General features: G+C 61.4%; 11 protein-coding genes. 10 read left to right on the top strand and 1 reads right to left on the bottom strand.

Annotated features, from left to right (window positions below):
* Positions 1 to 70: 70 nt before the first annotated feature.
* The 4 genes from Q3Y64_RS11545 to Q3Y64_RS11530 all read left to right on the top strand — a co-directional run bounded on the left by Q3Y64_RS11545 (position 71) and on the right by Q3Y64_RS11530 (position 9,153).
* Positions 71 to 994 carry a diguanylate cyclase gene (locus tag Q3Y64_RS11545; RefSeq protein WP_303561962.1) on the top strand — a complete coding sequence of 308 codons (924 nt, stop codon included), beginning with the start codon at positions 71 to 73 and terminating at the stop codon, positions 992 to 994.
* On the top strand, positions 991 to 5,118 hold the full coding sequence (locus Q3Y64_RS11540) for a CHASE domain-containing protein (RefSeq protein ID WP_303561960.1): 4,128 nt from the start codon (positions 991 to 993) through the stop codon (positions 5,116 to 5,118). The genes Q3Y64_RS11545 and Q3Y64_RS11540 overlap by 4 nt, the downstream gene beginning before the upstream one ends.
* A 76-nt stretch (positions 5,119 to 5,194) precedes the next feature.
* Complete coding sequence (locus tag Q3Y64_RS11535) at positions 5,195 to 7,432, top strand: 3'-5' exonuclease (RefSeq protein WP_303561957.1); 2,238 nt, start codon at positions 5,195 to 5,197, stop codon at positions 7,430 to 7,432.
* A gap of 113 nt (positions 7,433 to 7,545) precedes the next feature.
* Positions 7,546 to 9,153, top strand: a complete 1,608-nt coding sequence (locus tag Q3Y64_RS11530) for a PAS domain-containing methyl-accepting chemotaxis protein (RefSeq protein ID WP_303561955.1) — start codon at positions 7,546 to 7,548, stop codon at positions 9,151 to 9,153.
* 63 nt (positions 9,154 to 9,216) lie between these two features.
* Here Q3Y64_RS11530 and Q3Y64_RS11525 read toward each other — a convergent pair whose 3' ends face one another.
* Positions 9,217 to 11,448: a FimV family protein gene (locus tag Q3Y64_RS11525; protein ID WP_303561952.1), complete on the bottom strand. Its 2,232-nt coding sequence runs from the start codon at positions 11,446 to 11,448 to the stop codon at positions 9,217 to 9,219.
* 383 nt (positions 11,449 to 11,831) lie between these two features.
* On the opposite strand from Q3Y64_RS11525, the gene sucC reads away from it, so the two are divergent.
* From sucC to Q3Y64_RS11495, 6 genes are all read left to right on the top strand, one after another.
* Positions 11,832 to 12,992 (top strand): ADP-forming succinate--CoA ligase subunit beta, encoded by a 1,161-nt coding sequence (gene sucC, locus Q3Y64_RS11520; RefSeq protein WP_101941110.1) that lies wholly within the window; start codon positions 11,832 to 11,834, stop codon positions 12,990 to 12,992.
* 23 nt (positions 12,993 to 13,015) lie between these two features.
* Positions 13,016 to 13,909 carry a succinate--CoA ligase subunit alpha gene (gene sucD / locus Q3Y64_RS11515; protein WP_101941109.1) on the top strand — a complete coding sequence of 298 codons (894 nt, stop codon included), beginning with the start codon at positions 13,016 to 13,018 and terminating at the stop codon, positions 13,907 to 13,909.
* Between the two features lie 136 nt (positions 13,910 to 14,045).
* A complete protein-coding gene (locus Q3Y64_RS11510) occupies positions 14,046 to 14,771 on the top strand; it encodes a TerC family protein (protein WP_303561948.1) in 726 nt (241 codons plus the stop codon).
* A gap of 163 nt (positions 14,772 to 14,934) precedes the next feature.
* Complete coding sequence (locus Q3Y64_RS11505) at positions 14,935 to 15,681, top strand: FHA domain-containing protein (RefSeq protein ID WP_101941107.1); 747 nt, start codon at positions 14,935 to 14,937, stop codon at positions 15,679 to 15,681.
* 12 nt (positions 15,682 to 15,693) lie between these two features.
* Entirely contained in the window at positions 15,694 to 16,467 is a 774-nt protein-coding gene (locus Q3Y64_RS11500; RefSeq protein ID WP_101941106.1) for a 3',5'-cyclic-nucleotide phosphodiesterase, read from the top strand.
* 60 nt (positions 16,468 to 16,527) lie between these two features.
* The gene (locus tag Q3Y64_RS11495) at positions 16,528 to 18,876 is read left to right on the top strand and encodes a GspE/PulE family protein (protein WP_303561944.1); all 2,349 of its coding nucleotides are present in this window, start codon (positions 16,528 to 16,530) and stop codon (positions 18,874 to 18,876) included.
* The last annotated feature ends 45 nt before the right edge of the window (positions 18,877 to 18,921 follow it).

Raw genomic sequence — 18,921 nt, 5'->3', positions numbered from 1 at the left:
CTCCCCGCGCGCATCCGATAAACCGCTAAGCAGCCTGTTTCGGGCTGCCGGCTTGGAGATGCATGCACGCATGGCTGCCCGTCCGCTTGAACGCGAAGCAAAGATCCTGATTATCGACGACTCGCCCAGCAGTATTCGTCTGGTGAGCCATTTCGTGCGTGACATGGGCAACGTGCATTTCGCAACACGCGGTGATTCCGGGATCCGCATGGCCATTGAGTTGATGCCGGACATCATTCTGCTGGACGTGGAGATGCCCGGAATCGATGGGCTGGAAACTTGCTCGTTGATCAAGAAAACTCCCGAGTTGATGGATGTGCCGGTGATTTTCATCACCGCATATACCGGTGTCGATCACGAGGTGGCGGGGCTGTCCGCCGGGGCGGTGGATTTCATTCCCAAACCGCTTTCCGAGCCGATCGTGCGGGCGCGCGTCAAGACCCATCTCACCCTCAAGCGCCAGGGGGATCAGTTGCTCGAGCTGGCCATGCGCGATGGCCTCACCGGCATCCACAATCGCCGTGCCTTCGATGAACAGTTGCTGATCGAATGTCGCCGCCATCGCCGTACGCCAGGCCCGCTGGGGCTGGCGATCGTGGATATCGATTATTTCAAGCCTTTCAATGATTTCTACGGTCACCAGGCCGGCGATGCCTGCCTGCGCCAGATCGCTCTGTGCATCGAGGAGTCGGCGCGCCGGCCTGGAGAGATGGCGGCGCGCTATGGCGGTGAAGAGTTCGCGGTGATTCTGCCCAATACCGAACGCGAAGAGGCTTGTCGCTTCGGAGAGTTCCTGGTTGAAAGGGTGCGCGCACTGGCGCTGCCCCACGAAATTTCATCGTTTGGCATGGTGACCGTCAGTGTTGGCGTAGCCGCTGGAAAACCCGCTATCGACGGCGGTAACAATGAAATCGTTGCCGCGGCGGACGCCGCGCTGTACCGGGCCAAGGCCGCGGGGCGCAACCGGGTGATGCTGGCGGAGAGTGGCACATGAGACAGCTCTCCGGATCGTTGGCGGATGCGGAGGTCCGACGGCGCCTCAGGGATGCGATTCCCTGGCTGGTCCTGATGTTCGGACTGATCTTGAGCCTGGTGGCCTGGCAGTCCTTGCTGCGCTATGTCGAGGGCGTGCGTCAACACACCTTCGAGTTGCGGGTGGCGGACGCTCATCGTTTGATTGAGGAGCGTATTGATGCTTATCGGCAGATCCTGCTGGGTGCCACCGGCCTCCTGCAGGCCAGTGACGAGGTAACCCGTGAGGAGTTCTCAACTTACTACCGAGGCCTGGATCTGGAGCGACGCTATCCGGGAATCTTGGGGGTTGGCTATATCGAGCTGGTCCACCGGCATGAGCTGACGAATCATGAGCGGCTGATGCGCCAGAGCGGTTTGGGTGAGTATCGGGTCCGTCCTGAAGGTGATCGAGCGCGCTATGCCCCCATCGTGTTCGGAGAGCCTTGGTCGCGCGCAGCGCAAGAGCGTGTATTGGGCCTCGATCAATTCATCGAGCCGATACGCAGCGAGGCTATGGCGCTTGCTGTGGATAGCGCCAGCAGTAGCATAACCGGCCGGGTCAGGTTGTTTCTGGACGGAGGGGAGGATAGGCCAAGCGTCATGATGTTCGCGCCGGTGTACCTGAGTGGTGTGCCGTTGGAGTCGCTGAGTGAGCGTCGTCGGGCGATCCGCGGCTTCATGTTTACGGCCTTTCGCGTGGCCGAACTCATGGAAGGGATTTTCGGCCATCAGGAGAATAGGTTGCTGCACCTGCAGCTTTTTGACGGCGCCGATACCCGCCCTGCGCATTTGCTTTACGCCTCTGACTCCGCCAAGGAGCTGGCACTCGCAGCACGCAATGATCTTGTGATCCAGGTGCAGCTTGAGCTGCCAGGGAGGCAATGGCAGGCTGTTTTTACGCCCAATGAAAATTTCATGTCCGAAACGGCGGACAAGTTGCCGGAAGTCGTGCTGGCGAGCGGCATCCTGACTTCCTTTTTATTGTTTGCCTTGCTACTGGTGGGCGCGCGCTCCTCCCGTCTGGTGATTGCCCAGGCTGAAGCCAAAGCCCGCGAAATGACGGTTGATTTGCGCAAAAGCGAGGCGCGCTTCCGTCAGGTGATTGATGCCAGCCCCAGTGGCATCGTGATGGTGGATAGGCGGGGGCGCATGAGTTTGCTCAATGGGCGGCTCGAAGCCATGTTCGGCCACGCCGAAGGCTCCCTGCTCGGACAGCCGCTGGAAACCCTCCTGCCGGAAGGCGCGCGTGCCTTGCATCAGCGCCTGCGTGAAGGTTTTGAGGAGGCTCCTGTGATGCGGCTGATGGGGCAGGGGCGTTATCTCACGGGGCTGCGCGCAGACGGCAGCGAGTTTCCGCTCGAAATTGCACTGAGCCCGGTGGATACTTCGGAGGGGCATCAGACCCTGGCCATGGTCAGCGATGTCACTGCTCGCTACAGCGCCGAGCAGCGCATCGAAGCTACCCAGAACCTGCTCCAGGCCATCATCAATGCCGCCAGTGAGTTTTCGATTGTGGCGTCGGATAAAGACGGGCTGATCACCGTCTTCAATACCGGCGCGGAGCGCATGCTGGGCTACCCGGCTGGCGAGCTCATTGGCTGTGCAACCCCCGCCATCTTCCATTTGCCAGACGAGCTGAGGTGCCGTGGGGCGGAGCTCTCGCAACAGACTGGTTTGCTCATCGAGGGTTATGAAGTTTTCGTGCACAAGGCCCGCTGTGGTGAAGCTGAAGCGCGCGAATGGACCTATGTACGCAAGGATGGCTCCACGCTAGCAGTGATGCTGACCGTCACGGCCCTGCGTAATGTGCAGGGAGAGATTTCGGGTTTCATGGGGATTGCTTACGACATCAGCGCGCGCAAACAGACTGAACGCATGCAGCGCGAGGCGCGCGAGGCCGCCGAATCGGCCAGTCGCAGCAAGAGCGAGTTCCTCGCCAACATGAGTCACGAGATCCGTACTCCGCTCAATGCGGTACTGGGTATGGCCCAGGTGCTTGGCTTCGGGCGCCTGGATGCCGAGCAACGCGAGCAACTGCGCCTGATCGAAGTCTCCGGCAAGGCCTTGCTGGGCATCCTGAACGACATCCTGGACTTCTCCAAGATCGAGGCCGGGCGCATGGAGCTGGCTCCGGTGCCTTTCCACCTCAGTGATGTATGCGATGCGCTGGCTGGCATCATGGCCGTTAGCGCGGCTGACAAGGATATTGATCTGCATATCCAGGTCGACCCGGCGCTGCCACGCATCCTGCTGGGAGACCAGTTGCGCCTGCAGCAGATTCTCGTGAATCTGGCCGGCAATGCGATCAAGTTCACCGGCAACGGCGAAGTGTCGGTTGGCATCGGCCTGCTGCAGCGAGAGGGCAACGAAATCATCCTGCGTTGCGAGGTGCGTGACACCGGCATCGGCATGAGCGAGGAGCAGATCGGGCGCCTGTTTGCTCCGTTTACCCAAGCGGATACCTCCACCACCCGGCGCTATGGCGGTAGCGGGCTGGGCCTGGTGATCTGCAAACGGCTGGTTGAAATGATGGGCGGCTCCATCGGTGTCACCAGCATGCCGGGGCAGGGCAGTCGCTTTAAATTTACCGTGCGCATGCAGGCTTTGGCCGGAGGTCAGGCCTCGCAGACGCCGCCGTTGCAGGGCTTGCAGATCCAGGATCTGCTGGTGGTGGATGGCAGCGATAGTTCCAGCGGTGCACTGGTGGCGGCTGCCGAAGCGCTTGGCGTGAGTTGCGAGAGCTGCGCCAGTGAGTCCGAGGCCATGGCCCGTGTGATCACTCGTGGCCGCAATCCCGATATCGTGCTGATTGACTGGAACATGCCCGATCGCGGTAGGGGTCGCCTGCTCCAGCAACTGAGCCAGCGCAAGCCGGATGCCTTGCCGCCGATCGTGCTGGCCGTTTCCAGCGCGCACGGGCGGGAGCAACTCAATGCCGATCCGTTGCTGGTGTCGCTCGATGGCGTGCTGATCAAGCCAGTCACCAGTTCCACGCTGCTCGATTCGGTGATGCAGGCTTGTTCGCGGCGTGACAATAGTCGTGACCTGCGCCGCATCATGCAGCTGCCCGAAGTGCAGTTAAGGGCGCGCTCCCTGCGTGGGGCCCGACTGCTGCTGGTGGAAGACAACGCCATCAACCAGATGGTGGCGCGTGGCATCCTCCAGCAAGCTGGTGCCATCCTAGATGTGGCGGGCAACGGGCAGGAGGCACTGGATCGCCTGCGGGCCCATCCGGAGTTGTACGTTGCCATTCTCATGGACGTGCAGATGCCGGTGATGGACGGCTGCACCGCTACCCGCCTGCTGCGCAGCGAGCTGGGCATCAAGCTGCCGGTGATTGCAATGACGGCTGGCGTGCTGCAGCGGCAGCGAGAGGAATGCATGGCCGCTGGCATGAATGATTTTCTCAGCAAGCCGCTGGACGCCGTGCTGACCATCGAGACCCTCGAACGCGCGCTTGGCCACAGCCTTTCCCACGCCGTGGCGGCGTCGCCCGAAGATGCGGGTGAATCCACGCCGGCCGGCGAGGTGATTGCCATCTCCGGTCTCGAGACGAGTGAGGCCCTGGCCCGCATTGGCAATAACCAGGCGCTGTTTCGCGAACTGCTGTTGCAGTTCTGCATTGAAGCGACCCCTTTGCCTGAAGCCTTGCGCCATCATCTTGAGCAGGGGCGCTTCAAGGATGCCGGGCGGATCTTTCACACCCTGAAATCGACAGCGGCCAATATCGGTGCGAATGCACTCTCGGAGCAGGCCCGGCTCGGTGAGGCCGGCATGCAGCGGGGCGATGCCGATGCCGCGCTGGCTGCGCTCAATGCGGTCGAGATCAGTCTGGATCTGCTCCTACCCGCCATTACCGCTCACCTTGAAACCCGCAAACAGGCAACCAGCCCTGCCAGCGGAGCAGATCGTGTAGCGCTTCAGCAGTTGCTGCGTCAGCTGCATCAGCACGACATGGATGCCCTCGACAGCTTCGAATACCTGCGGGCAGGCTTGCCCGGCGCGTGCGGCGCCGAGCTGGCTGAACAACTGACCGTACTGATCTCGGCGCTCGATTTCGATGCCGCCGCCCAGCTCCTGGAGGGGCTGTTGGCCGAGGCCTAGGGTGAAATCTTTGTCTGCGCCCCGGCGGTGGCTGGCAGCCCTGTAAAATGCGTGCTTCGTCTGAAGTTGCGCCTCCATGTCCAAGCTGCTCGAAAACCTCAACGCCGAACAATTCGCCGCCGTCACCCTGCCGCCGCAGGCCGCCCTGATTCTGGCCGGCGCCGGCTCGGGCAAGACGCGCGTGCTCACCACCCGCATTGCCTGGCTGCTGCAGACCGGCCAGGCCAATCCGGCGAGCATTCTCGGAGTGACCTTCACCAACAAGGCCGCCAAGGAAATGCTCACGCGTCTCGGCGCCATGCTGCCGATCAATACGCGTGGCATGTGGATCGGCACCTTCCACGGCCTGTGCAACCGCATGCTGCGCGCCCACTACCGCGAAGCGGCGCTGCCGCAGACCTTCCAGATCCTCGATACGGCCGACCAGCTTGCCGCGATCAAGCGCTTGTTGAAGACCCTCAACGTGGATGACGAGAAATTCCCGCCGCGCGAGCTGCAGCACTTCATCAACGGCAACAAAGAGGCCGGCCATCGCGCCGCCCAGGTCGAGGCCTGGGACGACTACACGCGCCAGCGCGTGGGCCTTTACAAGGAATACGAAGACCAGTGCCAGAAGGAAGGTGTGGTCGATTTTGCCGAGTTGCTCTTGCGTTCCTACGAACTGCTCAGCCGTCATGAGCCGATCCGCCGCCATTACCAGCTGCGCTTCCGGCACATCCTGGTCGACGAGTTTCAGGACACTAATCGCCTGCAGTACCTGTGGCTCAAGCTGCTCGCCGCGCACGGCGCCGAAGCACCCGCCGCCGTGTTTGCAGTGGGCGATGATGACCAGAGCATCTATGGCTTCCGTGGCGCGGAAGTGGGCAATATGCGTGACTTCGAGCGCGAGTTCGGGGTGGCCAACGTGATCCGTCTGGAGCAGAACTACCGCTCGCACGGCAACATCCTCGATGCGGCCAACGCCATCATTGCCAACAACTCCAAGCGTCTGGGCAAAAACCTGTGGACCGATCAGGGCAGCGGCGAGCCGATCCGCGTGTATGAAGCGCCGGGCGACATGGATGAGGCGCGCTGGATCGTCGAGGAGATTCAGCAGCTGATTCGTGACGGCGCTTCGCGTTCCGATGTGGCCTTGCTCTATCGCAGTAACGCCCAGTCCCGCGTGCTGGAGCATCAGCTTTTCTCCAGCGGCGTGGCCTACAAGGTGTATGGCGGCCTGCGCTTCTTCGAGCGTCAGGAAATCAAGCACGCGCTGGCTTATCTGCGCCTCTTGGCGAATTCCGATGACGACACGGCCTTTCTGCGCGTGGTGAATTTCCCCACACGGGGTATCGGCGCCCGCTCGCTGGAACAGCTGCAGGATGCCGCGCGCAGCTTCAACACCAGCCTCTACGCCACCGTGCCGCACCTCTCGGGCAAGCCGGCCGCCGCCATCGGCGGCTTCCTGCGCCTTGTCGAAGAGATGCGCCGCGCCACCGATGGCCTGCCGCTCTACGAGATCGTCGATCACATCCTCGACGCCTCCGGCCTGCGCGCCCATTACCGTGCCGAGCGCGAAGGGCAGGAGCGGCTGGAAAACCTTGATGAACTCGTCAGTGCCGCGCGCTACTTCATGAACGAAGCCGAGCAGCCGCCGGTCGAGGGCGAGGAAGTGTTGCCGGGCGATCCGCTGTCACGTTTTCTGGCTCACGCCTCGCTGGAGGCCGGTGACCATCAGGCCGAAGCCGGTCAGGATGCTGTTCAGCTGATGACCGTGCATGCCGCCAAGGGCCTGGAGTTCGACGCGGTGTTCATCACCGGCGTGGAAGACGGTCTCTTCCCGCATGAGCAGAGCATGAACGATCTGGCCAGCCTCGAAGAGGAACGGCGCCTGATGTATGTGGCGGTGACGCGGGCGAGAAAACGCCTCTACCTCACGCTGGCGCAGAGCCGCATGCTGCACGGCCAGACGCGTTACGCGATGAAGAGCCGCTTCTTCGACGAGATTCCGGAAGGCCTGCTCAAGTGGCTCACGCCGCGCGTGCAGGCCGGTTTTGGGGCCGGGGCTTATCACACCCCTTCGCGCAACGCGGCCTGGAACAGCCAGCACAGTAGCCCGGATGCAGCGAAGCGGAATCCGGGAGCCGGCGCCGTGCAGAAAAGCCGCGATCTCGCAGGCCTGCGCATTGGCCAGCTGGTGCGCCATGCCAAGTTCGGCGACGGGGTGATCATCGCCGCCGAGGGCAGTGGGCAGGACGCCAAGCTGCAAATCAACTTCGGCTCGGCCGGCGTGAAGTGGCTGTTGCTGAGTCTGGCCAAGCTCGAAGCGGTATGACAGGTTCGAATATGACCACTATTGTTGTGTGGCCATAAAGTCGGGCGGTATCGAGCCGTTAGGGTTGAAGGCGGGCGAATCAGACCCGTCATCGCAGCCAACCCGATGCCACCATGAACAAGAATCAGCCTGTCACTCGTCACGAAGTCAAACTCCCCGCCAACGCCTATCTCGTTTCACAGACCGACCTTCACGGCAAGATCACGGATGCCAACGAAGCCTTCGTGGCTATCAGTGGTTACGCCCGTGATGAGCTGATCGGCAGTCAGCACAACATCGTGCGCCACCCCGACATGCCGCGCGCCGCCTTTGCCGCCATGTGGGCCGATCTGAAGGCCGGTTTGCCCTGGCGAGGCACCGTCAAGAATCGTTGCAAGAATGGCGATCATTACTGGGTGGATGCGCTGATCGTGCCGATCACGCGCAATCGCGGCACCGTCGGGTACATGTCGGTGCGCCGCCGTCCGACGCAGCAGCAGATCAGCGCTGCCGAGGCTGCGTATGCCGGCATGGATGCTGCGGCCCGCGGGGCCGCGAGGTCTTCCTCACCGCTGAGCCTGGCCGCGCAGTGCTATGCCCTGTTTGCCCTTATCGCCCTTCCCCTTTTGCTGAGCCTTCTCGTGGGCGCATTGGCCTGGCCGGCCTGGACGGGCAGCGCAGCAACGCTGCTCGCCTTGCTGCTTCTGCCGGTTGGTGCGCTGCTGATGCGCCAGCGTCTGTTTAGTCCCTTGCAGCGGCTGAATGAAGCCATCGTGCCGATGAGTGAGGGCGATCTCTCGCATCGCTTCGATATCGCCCGAGCGGACGAAATCGGCCGTCTGAGCAATGCACTCTCGGTGATGCAGACGCGCTGGCTGGTCAGCATCGATCATATCCGCGAAGCCATGCGCACCAGTCTGCACAACACTGGCATGGCCAATGCGCGTGCCGATGCGATCAGCCAGCGTATCGACGAGCAGTACGATCGCATCTCGGCGGTGGCCGCGGCGACCGAGGAGTTCTGCCAGTCTGTGGTGGAGGTGGCTGGCAGTTCCGGCGAGGCGGCGCAGGCGGCAGGAGAGTCTCGTGAGCAAGTGGCGAGCGGACGCGAAATCGTGGCCAGGGGCATGTCCAACTCCGAGGCTGCGATGGCTGCAGTACATAGCGCACGCGCCGAGATTGGCGAGCTGAACGGGGCCGTGGCCGAAATTGGCAGCATCACTCACACCATCAAGGAGATTGCCGATCAGACCAATCTTCTCGCGCTCAATGCAGCCATCGAGGCGGCGCGGGCCGGTGAAGCCGGGCGAGGCTTTGCGGTGGTGGCCGATGAGGTGCGCAAGCTGGCCGAGCGCACCACGCGCAGCACCGCTGAGATCAACACCATGGTTGAGGACATCCAGCGCCTGACCGCTTCGGTGGATATGGCCATGGATCAGACTTCTCATGTCGCCCGGGCCAGCACTGAAACCATGCGCTCCAGCGTTGATTGTCTGCTGGCCGTCCAGTCCGCCAGCGATCGTACGCTCGATCTGGCTCGCCATATTGCTGGTGCCTCGGATCAGCAGACGCTGGCCGGGCAGGAGATCACCGGCAACATGGAGCAGATCTCGAGCCTGGCCCAGGTGAGTCAGGAGGGCTTGCGCGAACTCTGGCAATCGATGGAGACGATGACCCGCTCATCGCGCAAGGTTGATGATTCTCTGAAGGTTTTCCGGCTCTTTGGCGAGAGTACGGTCTGAGCCGCGCTGCATGTGTTGTTGGCCGCAAGACTGAGCCCGCGACACGGCAGAGTTTAGGCCGGCTTAGTGGCGTGATTCGTCCGGCGCGATGGTGTCGCCGCCGAGTTCGTCCAGATTGATGTGCAGGGTCTTGCTCAGATCGGTCATGTCCAGCTCGAAGTCGAGCTGCCCAAGGCTGTTGCTCGAGGAGAAAGGCAGTGCTTCGGGTTTGGCTAGCACCGCTGCAGGCGCCGGCTTGGGCTCCGGCTCACGTGGGGCCGGGCGGGTGACCAGCTCCTCAGGCACGATTGAGGGTACCGCCAGTGGGGCGGTCGGTGCAGTAAAGCTGGCGCTGCGCGACAGGGTGGCGATTGGCGTAAGGGTCGGGTCCCCCGGCTCTGGCCGGTAGGGGCCGATCTGGGTCTCGAGAATACCCAGCAAGAGCAGGATCTCGTCGATGATGACAAGCGGGAAGCCTTGGCGAGTGCCCTGACGGTTGTCGCGCAGCAGTTCGTGGAGCAGTGCCTGGCATTCACGGCGGCCCCAGGTGTCATGCAGGCGCGCCAGGATGTGCGGCATGTGTTCCAGCGATTCCGGTGCCTGGCGGGCAATCTCGAATTCGTCCCAGGCCACTGTGCGTACGTTGAAGGTCTTGTTCAGCTGGCTGGTGAGCGCATCGAATTCGCTGCGCATGTCGGCTGCGCGATAGACCTCCAGCAACTTGATCCAAGGCTTCACGGCCTGCTTCGGATTGGCTCGGATGAAGTCCGCAAGAGTCTGCGCCGCACCCTGAACACGTCCGAAGGACATCATGATTTCGGCCAGTTCGACAGCAGAGTCATGCTCTTCGACATCGTCCTCCACGATCTGCAGCATCGAAGCTGGCCCCAGCCCGGAGACGGATAACTGGCCAAGTGCCCCCTCCATACTGGCAGCCAGGCGCGGATTGGTCTGCGGCGCATGGCCTTCTTCGTCCGGCCAGATGTCGGCTTCGGACAGCGGTTCGATCAGGTGCCCGGCCAGCCCCGCCTCGTTGCCGGCAGGCAGCGGCAGCGTTTCACCTTCAAGCGGACTGTGCCGGCGGCGCAACCAGGCCCAGCGGGCGGCTATGAGTATTGCGGCAAGGCCGGCCGCTACGGCCAGCCAGAGCAGCGGCTGGAGATGCCAGGCGCTGTTCGTCCCGGCGGTGGGCGTCACGGCCGGCGGTGCGACGGGCACTGCGAGCGGTGTGCTGGCGGCGACCGGGCCGGATTGCTGCAGGGCGCGCTGGGCGCGCAATTCACTTTCCAGGCGATCCGCGTCTTCCTTGAGGCGGGATTGCAAGGCTTCGAGTTGGCGCAGGCGATCAGCCAGTTCGAGCTGGGTGGCAATCTTTTCATCCAGCGTGGCAATCAGCTGCATCTCGGTACGTAGGCGGCCACGCTGGTCTTCATTGAGTTCGCGACGTTTTCCGATCGAGGTGGAAAGCTGCAGTGCAGCTTCGTCACCCGCAGCGCTGACAACCAGACGATCGTGGCTCTTGTGCGGCGGAGGCTTGGGGGCACTGGCAACTGGTTTGGGTTCTGCCACGGCAGTGCCCGGTGTAGGCACCGTGCCGGGTTCGCGCGGAGGGGGCACGGCGAGGCTGGCGGGCAAGGCGGGGATTTCAAGCGTGAGACCGGCAGGCAGGCGGTCGTAGGTGCCGCTGCGGCCATTCAGGCGACTCGCGTTGTGGGCCAGCAGCGCACGGGCCATGCGGCGCTGAGCAGAGCTGTCGGCAGGGTACAAGCGGTTGGCAATGCTGCGAGCCGTGTCGCCCTCAAGTGTCGTGAGCGTATTGACTGTCGGCAGGCGGGGCGTAGCTGAAGCCTCCACGACGGGGGTCGAGCGCAGGGCAGGTGCCTGGATGTCGGGCTGCAGTTCAGGTGCCGGAGGCAGAATCAGCAGGGTGTAGTCGCGGCGCATCTCCATGCCACAGCTCACCTGCACGCCCAGCACCAGCGCCGGGTGGCTGTTGCTTGGTGCGCTGATCACCAGCAGGCGATGGCCATTGCGTTGCTCAATGCTCAGCTTGGCTTTGCTCAGCCAGGGCAAGTCATCACCGTAGTCCGACGGCCGGGAGGCCAGCCGCAGACAGGAAAGTTCGATGCGCTCGGCGTCATCCGCCTGAACCGGTATTTCGATCCGCAAGGGGCCGCCGACCCGGCTGGTGGTACTGGCAGAGCCTAATCCCATGGCCGATACCGGTACGCACATGGTGACCGCGCCCAGGCTGGCAAGCAGGGCTGGCAGCAGGCGTCGGGCGTGGGGCATGATGCGGATGTTTTTATCTCTCATCAGTCCCTCATTTTAGGGGCTCAGGCGCCTGTTTGATACGGGGGAAAGCCCGGAAAACGTTGCAATGCGTGGCTTATTACGCAGTCCTGCCTGTAAAGGGATTGTCATTGCCGTCAAATCCCGTGAAGTCTGTTCCGAATCTTCCTGTAAGCGCATTCCCGCATTTGCTGCGCCGCGGCGTTTGCGTACTCTTATATAAGATTCGGTATAGAATCCAACTACCCTGCAGAGATACACGTGCCCTGATTTGATGGCCGCAGTCATGCGGACAGACGACGAAGGTCGTGAGCCCGGGGTTCCGTCGTGCGTTTCACTCCATAGACGACTCAAACCGTACCAGTACCCCGCTTGCAGAGGGTGCGGTGCGACACAAGGGCAAAAAAATGAAGATCCATGAGTACCAAGCAAAAGAAATCCTGCGCAAGTATGGTGTAGTCACTCCGCGTGGCATTCCGTGCTTCAGCGTTGAAGAAGCGGTCAAGGCTGCCGACGAACTCGGCGGCTCGATCTGGGTTGTGAAGGCCCAGATTCATGCCGGTGGTCGCGGTAAGGGCGGTGGCGTGAAGCTGGCCCGCTCCAAGGAGGAAGTGAGCAAGATCGCCGGTGAAATCCTCGGCATGCAGCTCATTACTCACCAGACTGGCCCGGAAGGCCAGAAGGTGCGTCGCCTGATGATCGAAGAAGGCGCCGACATCAAGAAGGAATACTACGTTGCAGCGCTGACTGATCGTGCCACCCAGAAGGTTGCCATGATGGCCTCCTCTGAAGGCGGCATGGACATCGAGGAAGTTGCGCACAACACCCCGGAAAAGATCATCAAGGTCTTCGTTGATCCGGCCACCGGTCTGACCGACGCGCAAGGTCTGGAACTGGCGAAGGGTATCGGCGTGCCGGAAGGCTCGCTGGACAAGGCTGTCGACACCTTCAAGAAGCTCTACACCTGCTACATGGAAACCGATGCTTCGCTGGCGGAAATCAACCCGCTGATCCTCGAAGGCAACGGCAACATCAAGGCACTGGACGCCAAATTCAACTTTGATCCGAACGCGCTGTTCCGTCACCCGGACATCGTTGCATATCGTGATCTGGATGAAGAAGACGCAGCTGAAATCGAAGCATCCAAGTTTGATCTGGCCTACATCTCGCTCGACGGCAATATTGGTTGTCTGGTCAATGGCGCCGGTCTCGCGATGGCGACCATGGACACCATCAAGCTGTTCGGCGCCGAGCCGGCCAACTTCCTTGACGTGGGCGGCGGCGCCACCACCGAGAAGGTGACCGAAGCCTTCAAGATCATGCTCAAGAACCCGGCCGTGAAGGGCATTCTGGTCAACATCTTCGGCGGCATCATGAAGTGCGACACCATCGCTAACGGCGTCGTGACCGCTGCACGTGAAGTGAAGCTGGCTGTGCCGCTGGTGGTGCGCATGAAGGGCACCAACGAAGACCTCGGCAAGAAGATTCTTGCTGACTCCGGTCTGCCCATCATCTCTGCCGACACCATGGCAGAGGCCGCCCAGAAGATCGTTTCCGCAGTGGCCTGAGGCCGCGGCGAGGAGTTCAAGACATGTCCATCTACATCAATAAAGACACCAAGGTCATCACCCAGGGCATCACGGGCAAGACCGGCCAATTCCACACCGAGAAGTGCCAGGAATACGCCAACGGCAAGAACTGTTTCGTGGCAGGTGTGAACCCGAAGAAGGCTGGCGAGTCGATCTTCAATATCCCTATCTACGGTTCGGTAAAGGAAGCTGCGTCGGAAACCGGTGCTACCGTGTCCGTGATCTATGTGCCGCCGGCTGGCGCCGCTGCTGCCATCTGGGAGGCCGTCGAGGCTGACCTGGATCTGGCGATCTGCATCACCGAAGGCATTCCGGTCCGCGACATGCTGGAAGTGCGCAACCGCATGAAGGCCAAGGAAGCCGCAGGTGGCAAGCGCACCCTGCTGCTGGGTCCGAACTGCCCCGGCCTGATCACCCCGGATGAAATCAAAATCGGCATCATGCCGGGCCACATCCACCGCAAAGGCCGTATCGGCGTGGTCTCGCGTTCCGGCACTCTGACCTATGAAGCTGTGGCGCAACTGACCGAAATCGGTCTGGGCCAATCTTCGGCCGTCGGTATCGGTGGTGACCCGATCAATGGTCTGAAGCACATCGACGTGATGAAGGCCTTCAACGATGATCCTGATACCGATGCAGTCATCATGATCGGTGAAATCGGTGGTCCGGACGAAGCTGAAGCTGCTCTGTGGTGTAAGGAAAACATGAAGAAGCCGATCGTGGGCTTCATCGCGGGCGTGACCGCGCCCGCCGGCAAGCGCATGGGCCATGCAGGCGCGCTGATCTCCGGTGGTGCGGATACCGCCGACGCCAAGCTTGCCATCATGGAAGAGTGTGGCTTCAAGGTGACGCGTAATCCGTCTGAGATGGGCAAGCTGCTCAAGGCCATGCTCTGATCCTCACCGGGTGTCACAAAAGGCCGCGCAAGCGGCCTTTTGTTTTTTCGGGTGCTTGCCCTGTCTCAGGTCAGCCGTTTGGCGACAGACTCGGGTAAGCTCCGGCCTTCTTTGTCCTGTTATTTGCTGGAAGAAAATGGAGTTCTTTTTACACGCTGAATTCTGGCTGGCTGTGGGCCAGATCATCATGATCGACATCCTGCTCGGGGGCGACAACGCGGTGGTGATCGCGCTGGCCTGTCGCCAGCTTGCGCCTGCGCAGCGCACTAAAGGCATCATCTGGGGCACGGTGGGCGCCATCGTGTTGCGCGTGATCCTGATCTTCTTCGCGCTGACTCTGTTGAAGATTTCCTTCCTGAAACTGATCGGCGCGGCCTTGCTGATCTGGATCGGCGTCAAGCTTCTGTTACCCGAGGGCGATGACGAGCACAGCAACATCCAGGCGAGTGACAGGCTCTGGTCTGCGGTGAAGACTGTGATCGTGGCGGACTTCGTGATGAGTTTGGATAACGTGATCGCAATTGCGGGCGCTGCAGAAGGTGCTGGGGGCGATCACAAGATGCCTCTGGTGATTTTCGGTCTGCTGGTGAGCATTCCGATCATCGTATGGGGCAGCCAGATCGTGATCAAATTGATGGAACGCTACCCGGTCGTGATCCTGCTGGGGGCCATGCTGCTGGGCTGGATCGCGGGCCATATGGCGGTGTCCGATCCGGTGCTGCTGCCCTGGACGGCGGATGCGGCCGGTGAGCCGATCAGTGTCATCAAGTACGCCGCCAGCGTTGGCGGAGCGTTGCTGGTGTGGGGCTTGGGAAAAATGCTCGGCGCGCGCAAGCCCGAGGTCGGCAAGACCGACGTCTGAAACCAGCAGGCCGTCTGTGCCCCGCAGACGGCTCGCAAAAGTGTGAAATCTGCCGGATTGCGTGTAGCGATGCCATACTAATGGCTAGGCTCCGCGCAAACTGGAGCGATATTCTCCCTGGACTCAAAAAGCCCGGGCGCATACAGGACGCAATGAGGACAAGATGCCGAAGCTGATTCTGAGCATGGACGGTCTGGTGCTGAAGGAGATCCCGCTCACCAAGGAGCGGACCAGCATCGGCCGCAAGCCGCACAATGACATCCAGATTGATAATCTGGCGATCAGTGGCGAGCACGCGGTGATCGTCGCTATTCTCAACGATGCCTTTCTTGAAGACCTCAACAGCACCAATGGCACTTATGTGAATGGGCAGTCGGTCAAGAAGCATGTGCTGAAGGACAACGACGTCGTCGAGCTTGGCAAATACCGCATCAAGTTTCTCAAGGATGCGGTGGACACCAGCCTTGGCAACTCTTTCGAGAAGGCCTTCATCAACCCCTCCGAAGCCAACAAGCTTGGCGGCGCGCCGCGTGCGCACACGGAAACAATGGTGGGCTTTGGTGCCGAAGCATCGATTACCAATGGTGAGGACTGGAGCACCCAGAGCGAGGCCGCGCCCTTGTCTGGCAACGAGCCGATGGGAGTGGTGCAGATCATCAGCGGCCGCAATGCCGGGCGCGAACTTGAACTCTCCAAGTCGCTCACCACGCTGGGTAAACCAGGCGTGCAGGTGGCCGTGATCACGCGTCGTCCGCATGGCTACTTCATCACCCATGTGGAAGGCGACTCTTTCCCTATCCTCAACGGTAAGCAACTCGATGCCCAGGCGCATCTTCTCGGCGATCATGACGTGATCGAGATTGCTGGCGTGAAGATGGAGTTCTACCTGCGTGCAAATGGCGCTGCCTGAGTTCTTCCCGGCATGAAGATCCGGGTTCTCGGCTGTAGTGGAGGGATTGGTGGCAAAGCCAACCTCACGACTTCGCTGCTCGTTGATGAGGATATCCTGATCGATTGCGGGACCGGCGTAGGCGAGCTTTCGCTTCATGCGCTGATGGCGATAGATCATGTGTTCCTGACGCACTCGCATCTCGATCACCTGGCTATGCTGCCGATGTTGATCGACACCGTGGCGGACCTGCGTTCGCGTCCGATCACCCTCTATGCCAGCGAGGAAACCCTGCGCATTCTGCGTGCGCATGTCTTCAACTGGCTGATCTGGCCTGATTTCACTGCCATTCCGGATCGCCTCCACCCTTTGCTGCGGATGCAGCCGGTGAAAGTGGGCGAAACCGTGCATCTGGGCGAGCGGGCTATTTCACCGATTCCAGCTCTGCACTCGGTGCCGTCTCAGGGATATGCATTGCGGGGGCAGCGGGGCGCGCTGGCGTTCTCTGGCGACACCACGGTATGTGACGAACAGGTAGCCGCCCTGAATGCGATTGAAGATCTGCACTATCTTTTGATAGAGGCGGCGTTTCCGAATGCGCATCAGGATCTGGCGCACGCAGCCCGGCATCTTTCGCCGAGCATGCTGCACCGGGTTCTGGATAGGCTGAACGGAAGCCCGGAAATTTTCGTTACGCACTTCAAGCCGGGCCATGCCGACTTGCTGGCCCGCGAAGTGCTGGCCTACGACGGGCGTTTGCGCCCACATCTGCATCTGCTCGGGAACGGCCAGACTTTCGATCTCTAGAGGTCCGCAGGCACACTATGGTGTGTGGCTTGGCTGTGTTCCCGGTATGAGAGGCTGGACATGAATACTTCCCTGAAATCCGGTACCGCCATTTCGCGTCGGCTGGCCTTCTTTAAGAGCCTGCAAGGGCTGAACACCCGCATCCACGACACGGCCAATATCGACGAGATCATCTTTGAGGTCTCCACCGATATCTGTGCGCTGTTCGGTGCCGAGCGACTCACGATCTATGTGGTTGACGAGGGCGGCACCAGCATCAGCACGCGCGTGAAAACCGGCCTGCACATGGCCAAGAAGCTGCGCTTGCCGATTTCTGACAAGAGTATCGCCGGCTACTGTGCGCTGCATCAGCAGATGCTCAACATCCATGATGTGTATGACGCGGAAGAGCTCATGCGTATTTCGCCGGCTATCGAGTTCCGGCATGAAGTGGATGAGCGCAGCGGTTTTCATTGCAAGCAGATGCTCGTGGCGCCGCTCGTGCAGCCGGGCAGGGCCGCGCTGCTGGGGGTGATCCAGCTCATGAACACCCAGGATGGTGATAGTTTCAGCACGGTCGAGGAGGAGGGCGTGCTGGCGCTTGCCCAGACCTTTGCCATCGCCTTCTCGCAGCGCCTGCACGAGACCGTGCCTCTGCGTTCGCGCTACCACTGGCTGGCCATCAAGGGCCATCTGGCGGTGGATGACATGGAGCATCTGGGCGAGCTGGCGCGGCAGCGTGGCATTACGCCGGAAAAACTGCTGCTTGAGGACAAGCACTGCAAGCTTGCCGATATTGGCGAATCGATGGCGCGCTTCTATGGCGTGACTTATGAGCCTTGGCGGGCGGATCGCATCAAGCCGATGGATCTGCTGCGCCATATCAAGCGCGATTACGCGCTGCAGAATGGCTGGCTGCCGCTAGAAGAGACGCAAGAGGGGGTGGTGATCCTGGCTGTTGATCCGGAGCAGGTTATTGGCAGCCGGGTGGCCTTGAACGTGTTTCCCAATGTGCGTCTGGCCTATCGGGTGACGACCCAGACCGAGTTCGAGAAAACGGTCGGCCAGTATTTCGAGCATACGGACGACGAGCTGAGCGTGGGTGACCTGCTCTCGGATCTGGCTGAAGACGGTGAAAGCAGCACCAGTGAAGACATCACGGCGGCGGCCGACAACGAGCTGGTGAAGCTGGTCAATCGCATCATCATCGACGCCCATCGTCAGGGCGCCTCGGATATCCATATCGAGCCTCGCCCGGGTAAGGAAAAGATGCTCGTGCGCTTCCGCAAGGATGGCTTGCTGGTGCCTTACATCGAAGTGCCGGCGGCCTATCGCAATCCGATGGTGGCGCGCATCAAGATCATGTGCGACCTGGATATTTCGGAGCGCCGCAAGCCTCAGGACGGCAAGATCAAGTTCCGCAAGTTCGGCCCGCTGGATCTGGAGTTGCGGGTGGCCACCATCCCGACCGCTGGCGGGCTGGAGGATGTAGTGATGCGCCTGCTGCAGCAGGGCGAGCCGATCCCGCTCGACAAGCTGGCCCTGTCGGCCTACAACCTTACGCGCCTGGAGGCCACGATCTCGAAGCCTTATGGTGTGTTCTTCGTGTGCGGCCCGACCGGGTCTGGCAAGACCACCACCCTGCACTCGATCCTGAAGTACATCAACAAGCCGGAAACCAAGATCTGGACCGCCGAAGACCCGGTCGAGATCACCCAGCGCGGCTTGCGCCAGGTGCAGGTCAATCGCAAGGCCGGGATGGATTTTCCAACCGTGATGCGCGCCTTTCTGCGAGCCGACCCGGATGTGATCATGGTTGGCGAAATGCGTGACGCGGAAACCATGCACATCGGTATCGAGGCCTCACTGACCGGCCATCTGGTGTTCTCCACCCTGCATACAAACAGCGCACCGGAGTCGGTCGTACGTCTGCTCGACATGGGCATGGACCCCTTCAATTTCGCGGATGCCCTGCTTGGCGTGCTGGCCCAGCGTCTGGCGCGGCGTCTGTGCCGGCATTGCCGGGCGCCCGAGGAAGCGAGTGACGAAGAGGTCACTGCCTTGCTTGACGAGTATTGCGAAGATTTGCGCAAGAGCCGCCAGTTCCGCGACAACCCGAACGAAGCGCGTAACGAGATCCTGGCGGACTGGCACGAGCGTTTCGCGGCGCCTGACGGGCGAATCGTGCTCTATCGCGCCTCAGGTTGCCCGGAGTGTAACCAGAGTGGCTATCGTGGCCGCATTGGCCTGCATGAGCTGATGCTGGGCAATGACGAGATCCGGCATCAGGTTCATCAGCGCGTGCCGGCCAGCGAGCTGATGGTGACGGCACTTGAAACCGGCATGCGCACCCTGCGTCAGGATGGCATCGAGAAGGTCTTGAGCGGGGATACGGATATCCAGCAGGTGCGTCGGGTCTGCATCCGTTGAACGGCGCAGGAAAAGAAAAAAGGGCCGGCATCGCCGGCCCTTGGC

Origin of the sequence: Uliginosibacterium sp. 31-12, assembly GCF_030548425.1 — a bacterium.
In the GTDB taxonomy this organism is placed as follows: domain Bacteria; phylum Pseudomonadota; class Gammaproteobacteria; order Burkholderiales; family Rhodocyclaceae; genus Uliginosibacterium; species Uliginosibacterium aquaticum.
The sequence above is the reverse complement of the archived record's forward strand: the minus strand, read 5'-3'. Positions and strand labels throughout refer to the sequence as shown.